At 64.3% G+C, this 14630-nt stretch carries 26 protein-coding genes; all 26 read right to left on the reverse strand.

Annotated features, from left to right (window positions below):
• Window positions 1-128: 128 nt before the first annotated feature.
• The 26 genes from NP825_RS17865 to tuf all read right to left on the reverse strand — a co-directional run bounded on the left by NP825_RS17865 (window position 129) and on the right by tuf (window position 14557).
• Window positions 129-812 carry a hypothetical protein gene (locus NP825_RS17865; protein ID WP_257546078.1) on the reverse strand — a complete coding sequence of 228 codons (684 nt, stop codon included), beginning with the start codon at window positions 810-812 and terminating at the stop codon, window positions 129-131.
• A gap of 48 nt (window positions 813-860) precedes the next feature.
• A complete protein-coding gene (locus NP825_RS17870; RefSeq protein ID WP_257551527.1) occupies window positions 861-1514 on the reverse strand; it encodes an adenylate kinase in 654 nt (217 codons plus the stop codon).
• A 53-nt stretch (window positions 1515-1567) separates the two neighbouring features.
• Window positions 1568-2941, reverse strand: a complete 1374-nt coding sequence (gene secY, locus NP825_RS17875) for a preprotein translocase subunit SecY (protein ID WP_257546083.1) — start codon at window positions 2939-2941, stop codon at window positions 1568-1570.
• Window positions 2942-3147: 206 nt separating this feature from the next.
• Window positions 3148-3633, reverse strand: a complete 486-nt coding sequence (gene rplO / locus NP825_RS17880) for a 50S ribosomal protein L15 (protein ID WP_257546085.1) — start codon at window positions 3631-3633, stop codon at window positions 3148-3150.
• 44 nt (window positions 3634-3677) lie between these two features.
• The gene (locus NP825_RS17885; protein WP_257546087.1) at window positions 3678-3884 is read right to left on the reverse strand and encodes a DUF1737 domain-containing protein; all 207 of its coding nucleotides are present in this window, start codon (window positions 3882-3884) and stop codon (window positions 3678-3680) included.
• Between the two features lie 6 nt (window positions 3885-3890).
• Complete coding sequence (gene rpmD / locus NP825_RS17890) at window positions 3891-4076, reverse strand: 50S ribosomal protein L30 (protein WP_037515666.1); 186 nt, start codon at window positions 4074-4076, stop codon at window positions 3891-3893.
• A gap of 4 nt (window positions 4077-4080) precedes the next feature.
• Window positions 4081-4773: a 30S ribosomal protein S5 gene (rpsE, locus tag NP825_RS17895; RefSeq protein ID WP_257546100.1), complete on the reverse strand. Its 693-nt coding sequence runs from the start codon at window positions 4771-4773 to the stop codon at window positions 4081-4083.
• Window positions 4774-4775: 2 nt separating this feature from the next.
• Window positions 4776-5129, reverse strand: coding sequence for a 50S ribosomal protein L18 (gene rplR, locus NP825_RS17900; RefSeq protein ID WP_257546102.1), 354 nt, complete (start codon window positions 5127-5129; stop codon window positions 4776-4778).
• 3 nt (window positions 5130-5132) lie between these two features.
• Entirely contained in the window at window positions 5133-5666 is a 534-nt protein-coding gene (gene rplF / locus NP825_RS17905) for a 50S ribosomal protein L6 (protein WP_257546104.1), read from the reverse strand.
• On the reverse strand, window positions 5666-6070 hold the full coding sequence (gene rpsH / locus NP825_RS17910; RefSeq protein ID WP_058454357.1) for a 30S ribosomal protein S8: 405 nt from the start codon (window positions 6068-6070) through the stop codon (window positions 5666-5668). The genes rplF and rpsH overlap by 1 nt, the downstream gene beginning before the upstream one ends.
• A gap of 12 nt (window positions 6071-6082) precedes the next feature.
• Complete coding sequence (gene rpsN / locus NP825_RS17915) at window positions 6083-6388, reverse strand: 30S ribosomal protein S14 (RefSeq protein ID WP_257546109.1); 306 nt, start codon at window positions 6386-6388, stop codon at window positions 6083-6085.
• Window positions 6389-6438: 50 nt separating this feature from the next.
• The gene (gene rplE, locus NP825_RS17920; protein ID WP_137892237.1) at window positions 6439-7017 is read right to left on the reverse strand and encodes a 50S ribosomal protein L5; all 579 of its coding nucleotides are present in this window, start codon (window positions 7015-7017) and stop codon (window positions 6439-6441) included.
• Window positions 7010-7327 (reverse strand): 50S ribosomal protein L24, encoded by a 318-nt coding sequence (rplX, locus tag NP825_RS17925; RefSeq protein WP_257546113.1) that lies wholly within the window; start codon window positions 7325-7327, stop codon window positions 7010-7012. Before rplX ends, rplE begins: the two co-directional genes overlap by 8 nt.
• A gap of 2 nt (window positions 7328-7329) precedes the next feature.
• A complete protein-coding gene (rplN, locus tag NP825_RS17930) occupies window positions 7330-7698 on the reverse strand; it encodes a 50S ribosomal protein L14 (RefSeq protein ID WP_056341829.1) in 369 nt (122 codons plus the stop codon).
• A gap of 58 nt (window positions 7699-7756) precedes the next feature.
• Window positions 7757-8029 carry a 30S ribosomal protein S17 gene (gene rpsQ / locus NP825_RS17935; protein WP_257546121.1) on the reverse strand — a complete coding sequence of 91 codons (273 nt, stop codon included), beginning with the start codon at window positions 8027-8029 and terminating at the stop codon, window positions 7757-7759.
• A gap of 12 nt (window positions 8030-8041) precedes the next feature.
• Complete coding sequence (gene rpmC, locus NP825_RS17940; protein ID WP_257546124.1) at window positions 8042-8245, reverse strand: 50S ribosomal protein L29; 204 nt, start codon at window positions 8243-8245, stop codon at window positions 8042-8044.
• Window positions 8246-8250: 5 nt separating this feature from the next.
• On the reverse strand, window positions 8251-8682 hold the full coding sequence (gene rplP / locus NP825_RS17945; protein ID WP_257546126.1) for a 50S ribosomal protein L16: 432 nt from the start codon (window positions 8680-8682) through the stop codon (window positions 8251-8253).
• 11 nt (window positions 8683-8693) lie between these two features.
• Window positions 8694-9401, reverse strand: a complete 708-nt coding sequence (gene rpsC, locus NP825_RS17950; RefSeq protein WP_257546128.1) for a 30S ribosomal protein S3 — start codon at window positions 9399-9401, stop codon at window positions 8694-8696.
• 1 nt (window position 9402) lies between these two features.
• Window positions 9403-9783 carry a 50S ribosomal protein L22 gene (gene rplV, locus NP825_RS17955; protein ID WP_054589690.1) on the reverse strand — a complete coding sequence of 127 codons (381 nt, stop codon included), beginning with the start codon at window positions 9781-9783 and terminating at the stop codon, window positions 9403-9405.
• Entirely contained in the window at window positions 9783-10058 is a 276-nt protein-coding gene (gene rpsS, locus NP825_RS17960) for a 30S ribosomal protein S19 (RefSeq protein ID WP_037556370.1), read from the reverse strand. Before rpsS ends, rplV begins: the two co-directional genes overlap by 1 nt.
• Window positions 10059-10061: 3 nt before the next feature.
• A complete protein-coding gene (gene rplB, locus NP825_RS17965) occupies window positions 10062-10898 on the reverse strand; it encodes a 50S ribosomal protein L2 (RefSeq protein ID WP_257546138.1) in 837 nt (278 codons plus the stop codon).
• A 22-nt stretch (window positions 10899-10920) separates the two neighbouring features.
• A complete protein-coding gene (locus NP825_RS17970; protein WP_033074355.1) occupies window positions 10921-11229 on the reverse strand; it encodes a 50S ribosomal protein L23 in 309 nt (102 codons plus the stop codon).
• Window positions 11222-11848 (reverse strand): 50S ribosomal protein L4, encoded by a 627-nt coding sequence (gene rplD / locus NP825_RS17975; RefSeq protein WP_257546142.1) that lies wholly within the window; start codon window positions 11846-11848, stop codon window positions 11222-11224. Before rplD ends, NP825_RS17970 begins: the two co-directional genes overlap by 8 nt.
• A 2-nt stretch (window positions 11849-11850) precedes the next feature.
• Complete coding sequence (rplC, locus tag NP825_RS17980; RefSeq protein ID WP_257546144.1) at window positions 11851-12624, reverse strand: 50S ribosomal protein L3; 774 nt, start codon at window positions 12622-12624, stop codon at window positions 11851-11853.
• 280 nt (window positions 12625-12904) lie between these two features.
• The gene (rpsJ, locus tag NP825_RS17985) at window positions 12905-13216 is read right to left on the reverse strand and encodes a 30S ribosomal protein S10 (protein ID WP_011543089.1); all 312 of its coding nucleotides are present in this window, start codon (window positions 13214-13216) and stop codon (window positions 12905-12907) included.
• A 147-nt stretch (window positions 13217-13363) separates the two neighbouring features.
• The gene (gene tuf / locus NP825_RS17990) at window positions 13364-14557 is read right to left on the reverse strand and encodes an elongation factor Tu (protein WP_257546154.1); all 1194 of its coding nucleotides are present in this window, start codon (window positions 14555-14557) and stop codon (window positions 13364-13366) included.
• Window positions 14558-14630: the final 73 nt, after the last annotated feature.

The following is a 14630-nucleotide window of genomic DNA, read 5'->3' on the forward strand; positions in this document are numbered from 1 at the left end:
ATTGAAAGCATCTGTGTTCCCCCGCGAAGGCGGGAACCCATCTCCGGCCGGTTCAAACTGGCACCAGCGGAAGATGGGCCCCCGCCTTCGCGGGGGAACACGGCTTTCCAATCCAAGATGACCGCGCTTCAATCCTCGGGCTCATCCTTCGGCGTTTCCTTCACCAGATCGGCGGCGACAGCGTCGAGGCCAGGTTCGTCGCTGGCCGGCGCGTCCTTCGCGGAGGCTTCCTTCGCATCGCCGTCGTCCTTTTCATGCGCGACCGGCAGCGAACCGCCGAGCGCTTTCGCGAGGCCGACAAGCTGTTCGCCGAGCACCTTGTCGACCGCGGGTGCGACATCGGCGACCTTGAAGCGCATATAGCCGCCGACGACATAGTCGAAACGGATCGCGCTGCCCGTCGCGGTCGGCTTGATATGGATCGTCAGCGTGCCGGTGACCGCTTCGCTCTGGAGCGGACCGAAAGCGCCCGACAAGCGCATCATCTCGCCCGGCTTGGCGAAGATGATCCGCGCGTGCTGGACGCTGCCCATCGCGCCGCCTTCGCCGGGAAGTTTTTCGCAGAAGCAGCCGCCAGCCTGTGAATCGAGCCAGAAGTTTGCGGCATCGCCCGACCAGCTATGCTCCTTCGACCACCATTTGTCGGGGAGGCGCAGCATCTTCCAGACATCGTCGGGGGTCGCCGCGACCTGCGCGGTGTGCGCGACGGTGAAGCCGATGTCGCTCTGGTCGATGACCTTCGCCTGCGCCGGCACGGCCGCAAGCGCAGCACCGCCCAACGCGACGAGCGCGAGATATGATTTGAAACCCATGCCCCAGTCCCCCTTCGTCGTCCTCATAGACGGCGGCGGAAGAGCTGACTAGCGGGCGCTTCCCAGGATCGCCTCGATCGCGTCGTTGACATGGTCGATGTCGGCCATGCCGTCGACCTTGCTGACGATGCCGCGCGCTTCGTAGATCGGCAGGATCGGCGCGGTCTTGGCGCGATATTCGGCCATCCGCGTGCGCACCGTTTCCTCATTGTCGTCGGGGCGACGCTTGAAGTCGTGGCTGCCGCAGACGTCGCACGTATCGGCGACCTTGGGCAGCTTGTAACGGTCGTGATAGCCTTCACCGCATTTGGCGCAACTGAAGCGGCCGGTGATGCGGTCGACGAGCGCATCCTCCTCGACCACCAGTTCGATCACATGGTCGAGCTTGCGGCCGCGCGCCGAGAGGATCGAATCGAGCGCGTCGGCCTGCGCCGCGGTGCGCGGATAGCCGTCGAAGATCACCGAGGTTTCGCCGCCGAGCTCGTCGAGCCGTTCGCCGATCAGGCCGGAGACGATTTCGTCCGACACCAGTTCACCCGCGTCCATCACCGCCTTTGCCTGGAGGCCGATCGGCGTTCCTGCCTTGACCGCGGCGCGCAGCATGTCTCCGGTCGAAAGCTGGACCATGCCATGTTCGCTTTCGAGCCGCGAAGCCTGCGTTCCCTTGCCCGCCCCCGGCGGACCCAGCAAAATGATGTTCAGCGTCATGCAAAGCCCCTGTTTCCAGTTCCGTCGGGGTGGCCCTAACCGACCGGTCAGCGCCGCGCAACGCCGCCCTTCAATTTGGCCTTCTTGATGAGATCGCCATATTGATGCGCGAGCATGTGACTCTGGATCTGGCTGATCGTGTCGATCGTCACGTTGACGATGATCAGCAGGCTGGTGCCGCCGAGCTGGAAGGGCAAACCCGACCCCGCGATGAAATATTCGGGAACGAGGCAGATCAGCGCCAGATAGACCGCGCCGATCACGGTGATGCGCGTCAGCACGAAGTCGAGATAGGCGGCGGTGTTCTTGCCCGGGCGGATGCCGGGGATGAAGCCGTTCTGGCGCTTCAGATTGTCGGCGGTTTCCTCCGGGTTGAAGACGACCGCGACGTAAAAGAAGCAGAAGAAGATGATGCCCGCGGCATAGAGCGCCATGTAGAGCGGCTGGCCGTGCGCGAGATACTGGTTGAGGGTGACGAGAAATTCGCCCCACGCCGTATCCTGCTGGACATTGCTGCCGAGCATCTGGGTGACGGTGAGCGGCATCAGCAGCAGCGACGAAGCGAAGATCGGCGGAATCACGCCTGACGTGTTGACCTTGAGCGGCAGGTGGCTGCGATCGGCCTGCATCATGCCGCGCTGCGTCGCGCGTTTCGGATATTGGACGAGGACGCGGCGCTGCGCGAGCTCCATGAAGCTGATCACGGCGATGATCAGGACCGCGCCGCCGATGACCGCGATGATCGTGCCGCCGCCCATCGAGCCTTCGCGCACCTGGGTGAACATCTGCGCGAAGCTGCGCGGAAGCTGGGCGAGAATGCCCGCCATGATGATCAGCGAAACGCCGTTGCCGATGCCTCGGCTGGTGATCTGTTCGCCGAGCCACATCAGGAAGAGCGTGCCGCCGACAATGCTGATCACGGCGCCGATGCGGAACATCATGCCCGGATCGACGACCGCCGCGACGCCCTGGCTCTGGCCGAGCGTTTCGAGGCCGACGGCGATGAAATAGCCCTGGATCGCGGTCAGGAACACCGTGCCGTAGCGCGTGTACTGGTTGAGCTTCTTGCGTCCGCTCTCGCCCTCTTTCTTGAGCGCGGCGAGGCTGGGGGCGAGCGCCGAGGCGAGCTGAACCACGATCGACGCAGTGATATAGGGCATGACGCCGAGCGCGATGATGCTCATGCGCTCGAGGCTGCCGCCCGAGAAGGTATTGAAGATGTCGAGGATGCCGCCCGACGCCGCCTGCGAATAGAGCCGCGACAGCGCGACGGGATCGACCCCCGGCAGCGGCACGAACGACAGGAAGCGGAAAACGATCAGCGCGCCGATCGTGAACCAGAGGCGGTTCTTGAGTTCGGTCGCCTGGCCGAACTTCGAAAAGTTCAGGCTGGAAGAAAGCTGGTCGGCGCGAGAGGCCATGGGTGTTATTCCTCGAGTGGCGGACCGCGCCCCCCGCGACCCGGCGCCTATGTGCGTTCGACGGTCACGAAGCGCAAGGGGAAAGGCCCATTTAGCGGTGAGCCGACGCTCCAATGCCGCTTTTGATATTCGCTCGACACGAACGGAAAACAGGTTCGTGTAAGGAGAATGGGGCGGCCCCTGAGAGCCGCCCCATCCGATATCGCTTATTCCGCCTTGGCTTCCGGCGCCGCGGGCAGTTCGATCTTGCCGCCGGCCTTTTCGACCGCCTCGATCGCGCCCTTCGACGCGCCGGCGACCGCGAAGGTCAGCTTGGCGGTCAGTTCGCCCTTGGCGAGGAGGCGGACGCCGTCCTTGCCGCCGCGTGCAACGCCGGCGGCCTTGAGCGCGGCGTGGTCGACGGTCTTCTTGGCGTCGAGCTTCTTCTCGTCGATCAGCTTCTGGACCTGGCCCAGATTGACGATCGCATAGTCCTTGCCGAAGATGTTGTTGAAGCCGCGCTTCGGGATGCGCATGTGGAGCGGCATCTGGCCGCCCTCGAAGCCGTTGATCGCGACGCCGCTGCGGGCCTTCTGGCCCTTCTGGCCGCGACCGGCGGTCTTGCCCTTGCCCGAGCCGATGCCGCGTCCGACGCGCATCCGGCCCTTGCGGGCACCGTTGTTGTCACGAAGATCGTTGAGTTTGATAGTCATTGCACTCGCTTTCGCTGTGTTCGCGCTATGGACCACCCAAGGGGTCAGTCCGGTTCGATTTCATTCGACGGCTGAAAACCGGGATAGGGCCCGGCCTTCTCCATCACGATGGCCTGGGCGACATAACCGCGACCATCGACATTGGTAATCGAGGGGCTGCCGTGAAGCTGCCACCCCCGGTTGAGCAATCCCTCGACCCGCGCGCAGAAGGCGCTGTCGTCGGGACCGGTCAACAGGCGGTAGAGCTTCATGTCGGTTTAGCCCTCGACGACTTCCACCATGTGCGGAAGCTTGCGGATCATGCCGCGCACTTCGGGGGTGTCGACCAGTTCGACCTCGCGGTGCATCTTGCCCAGGCCGAGGCCGGTCAGGATCGCACGCTGGCTCTTGGGACGACGGATCGGCGAACCGATCTGGCGGATCTTGATCTTCTTGTCGGCCATTGTCTTACTCCGTCACCGCCGCGGCCTCGGCCTCGGCTGCGCGGTCGGACGAACCGCCACGCTTGATCAGGTCCGAAACCTTCTTGCCGCGACGCTGCGCGACCGACTTCGGGCTGGTCTGCTCGCCGAGCGCCTCGAAGGTCGCGCGGATCATGTTGTAGGGGTTCGAGGTGCCGACCGACTTGGTCACCACGTCGGCGACGCCCAGCGATTCGAACACGGCGCGCATCGGGCCGCCGGCGATGATGCCGGTCCCCGCGGGCGCCGAGCGCAGCGTGACGTTGCCCGCGCCGAACACGCCGCGGCCGTCATGGTGCAGCGTGCGGCCGTCGCGCAGCGGAACGCGGATCATCGCCTTCTTCGCGGCGGCGGTCGCCTTCGAAATGGCTTCGGGCACTTCGCGCGCCTTGCCATGACCGAAACCGGCGCGGCCCTTGCCGTCGCCGACGACGACGAGCGCGGCGAAACCGAAGCGCTTGCCGCCCTTCACCGTCTTCGAGACGCGATTGATGTGGACGAGCTTTTCGATCAGCTCCTCGCCGCCATCCTCGTCGCGCGGACGACGATCGTCGCGGCGGCCACGGCCACCGTCACGACCACCGCGACCGCCGTCGCGGCCGCCACGGCCACGGCGGGGAGCGCCGGTGTTTTCGGTCGCTTCGACAGCGACTTCGGCGTTCTGAACTTCGTCTGCCATGATTAGAACTCCAATCCGCCTTCGCGCGCCGCGTCGGCCAGCGCCTTGATGCGCCCGTGGAACAGGAAACCGCCGCGGTCGAACACGACCTGCGTCACGCCCGCCTTCTTGGCGGCGTCGGCGAGGCGCTTGCCGACATCGGCAGCAGCAGCCGCGGTCGCGCCGGTCTTGCCGCGCACATCCTTGTCGAGCGTCGAGGCTGCAGCCAGCGTCTTGCCGGCGGCGTCATCGATAAGCTGCGCATAGATATGACGACCCGAACGGTGCACCGAAAGACGCGGACGCCCGGCGGCGCGCTGACGGAGCGCGGTGCGGACGCGCTGGCGACGTTTTTGGAAAGGGGTAAGATGTGCCATGGCTTACTTCTTCTTGCCTTCTTTGCGGAAGATGTACTCGCCGCGATATTTGATGCCCTTGCCCTTATAGGGTTCGGGCTTGCGCCAACGGCGGATTTCCGCCGCGACCTGGCCGACCTTCTGCTTGTCGATACCGCTGATCTCGATCGTCGTATTGTCCGGCGTCTTGATCTCGATGCCCTCGGGCACCGCGAAATCGACATCGTGGCTGTAGCCGAGCTGCAGCTTCAACGTCTTGCCCTGCGAGTTGGCACGATAGCCGACGCCGGTGATTTCGAGCACCTTGGTGAAGCCCTCGGTCACGCCCGTGACCAGGTTCTGCACCAGCGTGCGCTGCATGCCCCAAAAGGCGCGCGCTTCGCGGCTGTCGTTCGCGGGCTGAACCGAGATGCTGCCTTCGCCGACTTCATAATTGATGTTGTCGGAAAGCGGCATCGCAAGCGTGCCCTTCGGCCCCTTGACCGACAGCTGACCGCCATCGATCGCGGCGGTGACGCCGCCCGGGATCGCTACTGATTTCTTACCAATGCGCGACATCAGAACACCTCCGCCAGCACTTCGCCGCCGACATTATGTTCGCGGGCTTCGGCGTCCGAAAGCACGCCACGCGGGGTCGACACGATGGTGATGCCCAGGCCGTTGCGCACGATCGGCAGCTCTTTCGAACCCGAATAGACGCGGCGGCCCGGCTTCGAGACGCGGGCCACGTGGCGGATCGCCGGCTGGCCCTCGAAATATTTGAGTTCGATGCGGATGCCCTTGTGCTGGCCCTTCGCGCCCAGCGATTCCTCGCTGTAGCCGCGGATATAGCCTTCGCGCTGGAGCACATCGAGAACGCGGACGCGCAGGGTCGAGGCGGGGGTCAGGACGCTGTCCTTCTTCGCCTGCTGGCCGTTGCGGATGCGGGTGAGCATATCACCCAGGGGATCGGTCATTGCCATCTTGTCAGTCCCTTACCAGCTCGACTTCACAACACCGGGGATCAGGCCCTTGTTGGCCAGATCGCGGAGCTGCACGCGGCACAGCCGGAATTTGCGGTAGTAAGCGCGCGGGCGGCCCGTCAGCTCGCACCGGTTGCGGATGCGGGTCGGGTTACCGTTGCGGGGGATTTCCGCCATCTTGAGGCGCGCGATCAGACGCTCGCCATCGTCGAGCGAGGTGTCGGCGGCCATCGCCTTCAGCTTCGCGTAACGGCCGGCATATTTCTTCACCAGCTTCTTGCGACGCTCGTTCTTGTTCGTCGAACTCAGTTTCGCCATGACTTAAGTTCTCTTTCCTTCTTGAAAGAGCCTGCCTGGTCCCGGAGGGATCAGGCGGCTTCCTTTTCCTGCGCTTCGATCGGGAAGGGGAAGCCGAACAGCTTGAGCAGTTCGCGGGCTTCCTCGTCCGTGCGAGCGGTGGTGGTGACGATCACGTCCATGCCGCGCACCTGGTCGATGCGGTCATAGTTGATCTCGGGGAAGATGATCTGTTCCTTGAGGCCCATGGCATAGTTGCCACGGCCGTCGAAGCTCGTCGCCGACACGCCGCGAAAGTCGCGGATGCGCGGCATCGCGATCGTGATCAGGCGATCGAGGAACTCGTACATGCGTTCGCGGCGCAGGGTGACCTTGCAACCGATCGGCATGCCTTCGCGCAGCTTGAACTGGGCGATCGACTTCTTCGCCTTGGTCACGACAGGCTTCTGGCCCGCGATCAGTTCCATCTCGGCGGCCGCGCTCTCGACCTTCTTCTTGTCCTGCGTGGCTTCGCCGACGCCCATGTTGAGCGTGATCTTCTCGATCTTCGGCACTTCCATCGCATTCTTGTAACCGAATTTCTCGGTCATCGCCTTGACGATCACATCGTCATAGCGCTTGCGCATGCGCGGGGTGTAATTGTCAGCCATTGATCGTCTCCCCGGACTTCACGGCCACGCGGACCTTCTTGCCGTCCTTGGTTTCAAAGCGGACGCGCGTCGGCTTGCCGGTCTTGGGATCGGCGAGCGCGACCTTGCTCGCGAAGAGCGGCGCTTCCTTGCGCTCGAGGCCACCCTGCGGGTTCTGCTGGGTCGGCTTGCGGTGACGGGTGATGACGTTGACGCCCGCGACGACGACCTTGCCGTCCTTCGGCAGGCTCTGCGTCACTTCGCCGGTCTTGCCCTTGTCCTTGCCGGACAGGACGACGACCGTGTCACCCTTCTTGATCTTGTTCGCCATGATTAGAGAACCTCCGGCGCCAGGCTGATGATCTTCATATAGCCGCGGCCGCGCAGTTCGCGGACGACGGGGCCGAAGATGCGGGTGCCGATCGGCTCCTCATTCTTGTTGACCAGCACGGCGGCGTTGCTGTCGAAACGGATCACCGAGCCATCGGCACGGCGCACGTCCTTCGCGGTGCGGACGATGACGGCGCGATGCACGTCGCCCTTCTTCACCTTGCCGCGCGGCTGGGCTTCCTTGATCGACACGACGATCACGTCGCCAACGCCGGCAACACGGCGCTTCGAGCCGCCAAGCACCTTGATGCACTGGACGCGCTTCGCACCGCTGTTGTCGGCGACTTCCAATTGTGACTGCATCTGAATCATCGATGCACTTCCTTCTTCCTTGGCCTACCGGGGCACCCCGGCGGTTCCGTGAAACTCTTTACGCGATCTCGTCGGCCTTTTTCGCCTTGGTCGAGATTTCGACCTTGTCGAGAACCTTCCAGGTCTTCAGCTTCGAAATCGGCTTCGTTTCCTGGATGCGGACGGTTTCGCCAGCCTTGATGGCGTTGTCCTCATCGTGGGCGTGATACTTTTTCGAACGGCGGATGATCTTGCCGTAGAGCGGGTGCTTGACCTTCCGCTCCACCTTCACCACGACGGTCTTGTCGCCCTTGTCGGACACCACCGTGCCGGTCAATATGCGCTTCGGCATGGGTTGGTCTCCTTATTTGGCGGCCGAGCGCGCGCGCCCGGTCTGCTCGGTCTTGACGCGCGCGATGGTGCGACGCACTTCCTTGACCCGCGATGCCTTTTCCAGCTGGCCGGTGGCGGCCTGGAAACGGAGGTTGAACGCCTCGCGCTTCAGTTCGCCAAGCTGTTCGGCGAGCTGGTCGTCGGTCTTCTTGGTCAGATCTTCGGTCTTGGCCATGGCCCTCAACCCTCCAGGTGCGAGGTGTCGCCGAGGCGGGCAACGACCTTCGTCTTGATCGGCAGCTTCATCGCCGCGCGTTCGAACGCCAGCGCGGCCACCGGGCCGGGGACGCCGTCGAGTTCGAACAGGATGCGGCCGGGCTTGACGCGGGCGGCCCAGAATTCAGGCGAGCCCTTGCCCTTGCCCATGCGGACTTCGGCGGGCTTCGACGACACGGGGACGTCGGGAAACACGCGAATCCAGAGGCGGCCCTGGCGCTTGATCGCGCGGCTGATCGCGCGGCGGGCCGCTTCGATCTGGCGCGCGGTGATGCGCTCGGGCTCCATCGCCTTCAGCCCGTAGGAGCCGAAGTTCAGGCTGGTGCCGCCCTTGGCGAGGCCATGGATGCGGCCCTTGAAAGCCTTGCGGAACTTGGTTTTTTTCGGTTGCAGCATGTCAGCAGTCCTTAGCGGCGATCGTCACGGGCCGGACGGACGCCGGTCGTCTGCGCGTCGAGCATCAGACGGTCGGTCGCCATCGGGTCATGACCCAGGATCTCGCCCTTGAAGATCCAGACCTTGATGCCGCAGACACCGTAAGCGGTGTGCGCTTCGGCCTCGGCATAGTCGACGTTGGCGCGCAGCGTGTGCAGCGGCACGCGGCCCTCGCGATACCATTCGGTGCGCGCGATTTCCGCGCCGCCGAGACGGCCGGCGCAGTTGATGCGGATGCCTTCGGCGCCGAGACGCATCGCCGACTGCACCGCGCGCTTCATCGCGCGGCGGAAGGCAACGCGGCGTTCGAGCTGATCGGCAATGCCCTGCGCGACGAGCTTGGCGTCGACTTCGGGCTTGCGGATCTCGACGATGTTCAGCGACACGTCGCTGCCCGTCATCGCGCCGAGCTGCTTGCGCAGCTTTTCGATGTCGGCGCCCTTCTTGCCGATGATGACGCCCGGACGGGCGGCATAGATCGACACGCGGCACAGCTTTGCCGGACGCTCGATCACGACCTTCGAGATCGCGGCCTGCGGCAGGTGCTTGAACACGAACTTGCGGATCTTCAGATCCTCGACAAGCATGCGGCCATAGTCCTGGCCCTCGGCGAACCAGCGGCTGTCCCAGGTGCGGTTGACCTGCAGGCGCAGGCCGATCGGATTGCTCTTCTGGCCCATCTTACGCCTCTTCTTCCTGTTCGCGGACGACGATGCGGATGCGGCTGAAAGGCTTGACGATCCGGGTCGACTTGCCGCGGCCGCGAGCGTGCCAGCGCTTCATCGAGATCGACTTGCCCACGCTCGCTTCCTTGACGACCAGCGCGTCAACGTCGAGGTTGTGGTTGTTCTCCGCGTTCGCCACGGCGCTGGCGAGAACCTTGCGCACGTCGACGGCCATCGCCTTCTTCGAGAAAGCGAGGACGTTCATCGCGTCTTCGACCTTGCGGCCGCGGATCAGCGCGGCAACGAGGTTCAGCTTCTGCGCCGAGCCGCGAATCTGCGTGCCGACCGAGAGCGCCTCATTGTCCGCAACGCGGCGGGGGGACTTTTCCTTGCCCATTAGCGTTTGCCCTTCTTGTCGGCCGCGTGGCCGGGGAAGAAGCGCGTCGGCGCAAATTCACCCAGCTTCATGCCGACCATGTCTTCATTGACCGACACCGGCACGAACTTGCGGCCGTTGTAGACGTTGAAGGTCAGCCCGACGAACTGCGGCAGGATGGTGGACCGGCGCGACCAGGTCTTGATCGGCGCAGAGCTGCCGCCGTCCTGGGCCGTTTCGGCTTTCTTGAGGAGATGAAGGTCGACGAACGGACCCTTCCAGACCGAGCGAGCCATGGCTTACCTCTTCTTCTTCGCGTGACGCGACCGGATGATCATCTTGTCGGTCGACTTGTTGTGGCGGGTACGGGCACCCTTGGTCGGCTTGCCCCACGGGGTCACCGGATGACGGCCACCCGAGGTGCGGCCTTCACCACCGCCGTGCGGGTGATCGACCGGGTTCTTGGCAACGCCGCGAGTCAGCGGGCGCTTGCCGAGCCAGCGGCCGCGGCCCGCCTTGCCCAGATTGGTGTTCTGGTTGTCGGGGTTCGACACCGCGCCGACCGTGCCCATGCACTCGCCGCGAATGTAGCGCTGTTCGCCCGAACCGAGACGCACGATGACGAGGCCGCGGTCACGACCGACGACCTGCGCATAGGTGCCGGCCGAACGAGCGATCTGGCCGCCCTTGCCCGGCTTCATCTCGATATTGTGGACGATCGTGCCGACCGGCATCTGCGACAATTCCATCGCGTTGCCCGGCTTCACGTCGGTCTTCTTGCCCGCGACGATCGTGTCGCCGACACCGAGGCGCTGCGGCGCCAGGATGTAAGCGAGCTCGCCGTCCTCATATTTCACCAGCGCGATGAACGCGGTGCGGTTCGGGTCATATTCCAGACGCTCGACGGTGGCCGGCATGTCCCACTTGCGACGCTTGAAGTCGATGAAGCGGTACTTCTGCTTGTGGCCGCCGGCGATGCCGCGCGAGGTCACATGACCCTTGTTGTTGCGGCCGCCGGTTTTGCGCTTGCCTTCGGTCAGCGCCTTGACGGGCTTGCCCTTCCACAGCGACGACTTGTCGACGAGGATCAGGCCGCGCTGCGCGGGGCTGGTCGGGTTATAATGTTTGAGTGCCATTTTCTCTGCCTTCCCGAGCCGCTCAGACGCCCGTGGTGACGTCGATCGACTGGCCTTCGGCCAGGCGAACGATCGCCTTCTTCACGTCGCTGCGGGTGTAGGGCTTGCCCTTCCAGCGCTTGGTCTTGCCCTTGGTGACGAGCGTGTTGACGCCGACGACCTTGACATCGAACAGCGCCTCGACGGCCGCCTTGATCGCGGGCTTGGTCGCGTCATTCGCGACCTTGAACACCACGGCGTTGTTTTCGCTGAGCAGCGTCGACTTTTCGGTGATCACCGGAGCGAGGATCACGTCATAATGACGCGCATCGACAGTTTTTGCCTTAGCCATTGAAACGGGCCTCCAGCTTTTCGACCGCCGCGCGGGTCAGGACCAGCGTGTCGGCACGGATGATGTCATAGACATTGGCGCCCGCAGCCGGCATCGCGTCGATGCCGATCAGGTTGGCCGATGCCATCGCGAAGCTGGCGTGGACCGCGTCACCGTCGATGAACAGGGCGCGGTTGCCGAGGTCGAGCTTGCCGAGCTTGCCGGCGAGCGCCTTGGTCTTCGCGTCCTTGAGCTCGAGCGTGTCGAGAACGACGATCTTGCCGCCCTTCGCCTTGTCGCTCAGCGCCATCTTGAGGCCGAGTGCGCGAATCTTCTTGTTCAGCGAATGGCCGAAGGTGCGAGCCCGGGGACCATGCGCCTTACCACCGCCGATGAAGATCGGCGCCTTGCGATCGCCGTGACGGGCGGTACCGCCACCCTTCTGGCGACCGAACTTCTTGCCGGTGCGGGCAACGTCGCTGCGCTCGCGGGCGGCGCGGGCGGGGCCACGGCGCTTTTCGAGCTGCCACGCGACGACGCGGTGCAGGATGTCGGCACGTGCGTCGACGCCGAAGACGTCGTCGTTAAGATCGATGTCGGCGCCAGCCTTGCCATCGAGGGTCTGAACCTTGACCTTCATGATCAGGACTCCTGTGCGCCGTCGGCGGCCGCGGTGTCGACGACGGTTTCTTCGACCGGCGTTTCGACCGGCGCGTCAGCCGGGGCATCGTTGGTGTTGGCCGCGCTCTTGATGCCCGCCGGATAGGGGGCCTCGGGATGACGCGGCAGCTTCACCGCATCGCGGACGAGCAGCCAGCCGCCCTTCGAGCCAGGGACCGAGCCCTTGACGAAGAGAAGACCGCGCTCGACGTCGGTGCGGACGATTTCGAGATTCTGCTGGGTGCGATTGCGCGCGCCCATGTGGCCGGCCATCTTCTTGTTCTTGAAGACGCGGCCCGGATCCTGACGGTTACCGGTCGAACCATGCGCACGGTGGCTGATCGAAACACCGTGGGTCGCGCGCATACCGCCGAAACCCCAGCGCTTCATCGCACCGGCAAAGCCCTTGCCCTGCGTCACGCCCTGGATGTCGACGATCTGGCCGGCGACGAAATGGTCGGCCGAAAGCTCGGCACCGACGTCGAGCGTCGCGTCGTCGGCGACGCGGAATTCGACGAGCTTCGCCTTGGGCTCGACCTCGGCCTTGCCATAGGCGCCACGCTGCGGCTTGGCGACGTTCTTCGCCTTGGCCGAACCGGCACCCAGTTGAACGGCCACATAGCCGTCGCGGTCCTTATCGCGCACGGAGACGACCTGGCAGCCTTCGAGGCTCAGGACGGTGACGGGCACGTGGCGGCCGTCGTCCTGAAACAGGCGGGTCATCCCCATTTTCTTCGCGATCACGCCAGTACGCATGATCATACTCCTCAACAGAGGCCGGGCGGACCATTCCGCACGGCTTGCGGGAAGCCAGCAGGCAAAGCCCGACGACTACCCTCCCAGCCCGTGATTTCGATGCATCGCCCCGTCCGGGCTGAGGTGCCGCCATCCCGAAGGAGAAGCGGCGAGACGGGGGACGCAGCCCGGTCTGAAATGCTTCCGGTGGAAGCGACCGGCGGTATCCACCCTATCGTGATGCAGGCGCCGAAGCGTCCTGCCGATAGAGACCCCCGCTTTCGCGGGGGCTGCGTTGGCCTTAGGCCAACTTGATCTCGACGTTCACGCCCGCGGCGAGGTCGAGCTTCATCAGCGCGTCGACCGTCTGCGGGGTGGGCTGCACGATGTCGAGCAGCCGCTTGTGGGTACGCACCTCGAACTGCTCGCGCGACTTCTTGTCGATGTGCGGACCGCGGTTCACGGTGAATTTCTCGATGCGCGTCGGCAGCGGGATCGGGCCGCGAATGAGAGCGCCCGTGCGACGTGCCGTATCGGCAATGTCGGTGGTGGCCTGATCGAGCACGCGGTGATCAAAGGCCTTCAGGCGAATGCGAATATTCTGCGTTTCCATGACTTATCCAGTCGAATCCCGTCTGACGATGCGAAAGAGCCGAAATGGCCTGTCCCGACTTCCTATTGGAAGCCGGAGCGGCCATCAAAAACCTTTAAGCTACGAGCCGCGCGAATCGATCCGAATCGCGCGGCTCGCGGCCCTATATTACTTTGTGATCGTCGCGACAACCCCCGCGCCGACCGTGCGGCCGCCTTCGCGAATCGCGAAGCGCAGACCCGGGTCCATGGCGATCGGAGCGATCAGCTTGACCGACAGCTGGACGTTGTCGCCCGGCATGACCATCTCGGTGCCCTCGGGGAGGATAACCTCGCCGGTGACGTCGGTGGTGCGGAAGTAGAACTGCGGACGATAGTTGGCGAAGAACGGCGTGTGACGGCCGCCCTCGTCCTTCGACAGGACATAGACTTCCGAGGTGAACTCGGTGTGCGGCGTGATCGAACCGGGCTTGGCCAGAACCTGACCGCGCTCGACTTCTTCACGGCCGACGCCGCGGATCAGCGCGCCGATGTTGTCGCCAGCCTGGCCCTGGTCGAGCAGCTTGCGGAACATTTCGACGCCGGTGACGGTCGTCTTCTTGGTGTCCTTGATGCCGACGATTTCGACTTCTTCACCAACCTTGACGATGCCGGTTTCGACGCGACCGGTGACGACGGTGCCGCGGCCCGAGATCGAGAACACGTCTTCGATCGGCATCAGGAAGGGCTTGTCGAGCGGACGCTCGGGCTGCGGGATCCAGCTGTCGACGGCTTCCATCAGCTTCAGGATCGCGTCCTTGCCGATGTTGTCGTCGCGGCTTTCCAGCGCGGCGAGGGCCGAACCGGCGATGATCGGAATATTGTCGCCGTCGAAGTCGCGCTTCGAAAGCTCTTCGCGGATTTCGAGTTCGACGAGCTCGAGCAGCTCGGGATCGTCGAGCTGGTCGACCTTGTTGAGGAAGACGACCATGGTCGGAACGCCGACCTGCTTCGCGAGCAGGATGTGCTCCTTGGTCTGCGGCATCGGGCCGTCAGCGGCCGACACGACGAGGATCGCACCGTCCATCTGCGCGGCGCCGGTGATCATGTTCTTCACATAGTCGGCGTGACCCGGGCAATCGACGTGCGCATAGTGGCGACCGTTGGTCTCATATTCGACGTGCGCGGTCGAAATGGTGATGCCGCGCTCGCGCTCTTCGGGCGCCTTGTCGATGTTCGCGAAGTCGACGGCCGCGTTGCCGGCGATGTTTTCCGCGAGCACCTTGGTGATCGCTGCGGTCAGCGAGGTCTTGCCATGGTCGACGTGACCGATGGTGCCGATGTTGCAGTGCGGCTTCGTCCGCTCAAATTTAGCCTTGGCCATGATGGTATAACCTTCTTGTTCAGTGTTTGCGTTGATCAGTCGCGGACGAGCCTGCTGAATCAGGCGCCGCCCT

The sequence above is a fragment of the Sphingopyxis sp. DBS4 genome (genome assembly GCF_024628865.1).
In the GTDB taxonomy this organism is placed as follows: Bacteria; Pseudomonadota; Alphaproteobacteria; order Sphingomonadales; family Sphingomonadaceae; genus Sphingopyxis.

Excerpts from the sequence above, each read along its gene's own strand:
- NP825_RS17865 (WP_257546078.1), bottom strand. The coding sequence starts at position 812 with ATGGGTTTCAAATCATATCTCGCGCTCGTCGCGTTGGGCGGTGCTGCG.
- secY (WP_257546083.1), bottom strand. The coding sequence starts at position 2,941 with ATGGCCTCTCGCGCCGACCAGCTTTCTTCCAGCCTGAACTTTTCGAAG.
- rplO (WP_257546085.1), bottom strand. The coding sequence starts at position 3,633 with ATGACTATCAAACTCAACGATCTTCGTGACAACAACGGTGCCCGCAAG.
- NP825_RS17885 (WP_257546087.1), bottom strand. The coding sequence starts at position 3,884 with ATGAAGCTCTACCGCCTGTTGACCGGTCCCGACGACAGCGCCTTCTGC.
- rpmD (WP_037515666.1), bottom strand. The coding sequence starts at position 4,076 with ATGGCCGACAAGAAGATCAAGATCCGCCAGATCGGTTCGCCGATCCGT.
- rpsE (WP_257546100.1), bottom strand. The coding sequence starts at position 4,773 with ATGGCAGACGAAGTTCAGAACGCCGAAGTCGCTGTCGAAGCGACCGAA.
- rplR (WP_257546102.1), bottom strand. The coding sequence starts at position 5,129 with ATGGCACATCTTACCCCTTTCCAAAAACGTCGCCAGCGCGTCCGCACC.
- rplF (WP_257546104.1), bottom strand. The coding sequence starts at position 5,666 with ATGTCGCGCATTGGTAAGAAATCAGTAGCGATCCCGGGCGGCGTCACC.
- rpsH (WP_058454357.1), bottom strand. The coding sequence starts at position 6,070 with ATGGCAATGACCGATCCCCTGGGTGATATGCTCACCCGCATCCGCAAC.
- rpsN (WP_257546109.1), bottom strand. The coding sequence starts at position 6,388 with ATGGCGAAACTGAGTTCGACGAACAAGAACGAGCGTCGCAAGAAGCTG.
- rplE (WP_137892237.1), bottom strand. The coding sequence starts at position 7,017 with ATGGCTGACAATTACACCCCGCGCATGCGCAAGCGCTATGACGATGTG.
- rplX (WP_257546113.1), bottom strand. The coding sequence starts at position 7,327 with ATGGCGAACAAGATCAAGAAGGGTGACACGGTCGTCGTCCTGTCCGGC.
- rplN (WP_056341829.1), bottom strand. The coding sequence starts at position 7,698 with ATGATTCAGATGCAGTCACAATTGGAAGTCGCCGACAACAGCGGTGCG.
- rpsQ (WP_257546121.1), bottom strand. The coding sequence starts at position 8,029 with ATGCCGAAGCGCATATTGACCGGCACGGTGGTGTCCGACAAGGGCGAC.
- rpmC (WP_257546124.1), bottom strand. The coding sequence starts at position 8,245 with ATGGCCAAGACCGAAGATCTGACCAAGAAGACCGACGACCAGCTCGCC.
- rplP (WP_257546126.1), bottom strand. The coding sequence starts at position 8,682 with ATGCTGCAACCGAAAAAAACCAAGTTCCGCAAGGCTTTCAAGGGCCGC.
- rpsC (WP_257546128.1), bottom strand. The coding sequence starts at position 9,401 with ATGGGCCAGAAGAGCAATCCGATCGGCCTGCGCCTGCAGGTCAACCGC.
- rplV (WP_054589690.1), bottom strand. The coding sequence starts at position 9,783 with ATGGGCAAGGAAAAGTCCCCCCGCCGCGTTGCGGACAATGAGGCGCTC.
- rpsS (WP_037556370.1), bottom strand. The coding sequence starts at position 10,058 with ATGGCTCGCTCGGTCTGGAAGGGTCCGTTCGTCGACCTTCATCTCCTC.
- rplB (WP_257546138.1), bottom strand. The coding sequence starts at position 10,898 with ATGGCACTCAAACATTATAACCCGACCAGCCCCGCGCAGCGCGGCCTG.
- NP825_RS17970 (WP_033074355.1), bottom strand. The coding sequence starts at position 11,229 with ATGGCTAAGGCAAAAACTGTCGATGCGCGTCATTATGACGTGATCCTC.
- rplD (WP_257546142.1), bottom strand. The coding sequence starts at position 11,848 with ATGAAGGTCAAGGTTCAGACCCTCGATGGCAAGGCTGGCGCCGACATC.
- rplC (WP_257546144.1), bottom strand. The coding sequence starts at position 12,624 with ATGCGTACTGGCGTGATCGCGAAGAAAATGGGGATGACCCGCCTGTTT.
- rpsJ (WP_011543089.1), bottom strand. The coding sequence starts at position 13,216 with ATGGAAACGCAGAATATTCGCATTCGCCTGAAGGCCTTTGATCACCGC.
- tuf (WP_257546154.1), bottom strand. The coding sequence starts at position 14,557 with ATGGCCAAGGCTAAATTTGAGCGGACGAAGCCGCACTGCAACATCGGC.